The sequence below is a fragment of the Mycobacterium sp. IDUB_37 genome (assembly GCF_055419245.1).
This window is the reverse complement of the sequence record NZ_JBVAXG010000063.1, coordinates 1-249: the sequence shown is the minus strand read 5'-3', so window position 1 is coordinate 249 and position 249 is coordinate 1. Positions and strand designations below refer to the sequence as shown.

At 76.3% G+C, this 249-nt stretch carries 1 protein-coding gene; it reads right to left on the bottom strand.

What is annotated here, in order from left to right; translation table 11 throughout:
- A partial coding sequence (locus ACZY1I_RS32320; protein WP_463761728.1) for a hypothetical protein occupies positions 1-249 on the bottom strand: 249 nt, incomplete at both ends.

Genomic DNA, 249 nt, shown 5'->3' with positions numbered 1-249 from the left:
GCCGTTCTGGCCTGCGCCCGCGTTGACCCCGGCGACACCGGAGGCGCCGTTGACCCCGGCGCCACCGTTGCCTGCTGCTCCGCCGACACCACCGGCGGTGGCCGCGCCACCATTGCCATTGGCCCCGGCGTTCGCCCCGACACCGCCGGCCGCGCCGCCGTTACCACCGTTACCGCCGCTGGCACCGTTACCGCCGGCGCCGCCATCGCCGCCCAGATAGCCGTCGCCGCCGTTGACACCCGCGAGACC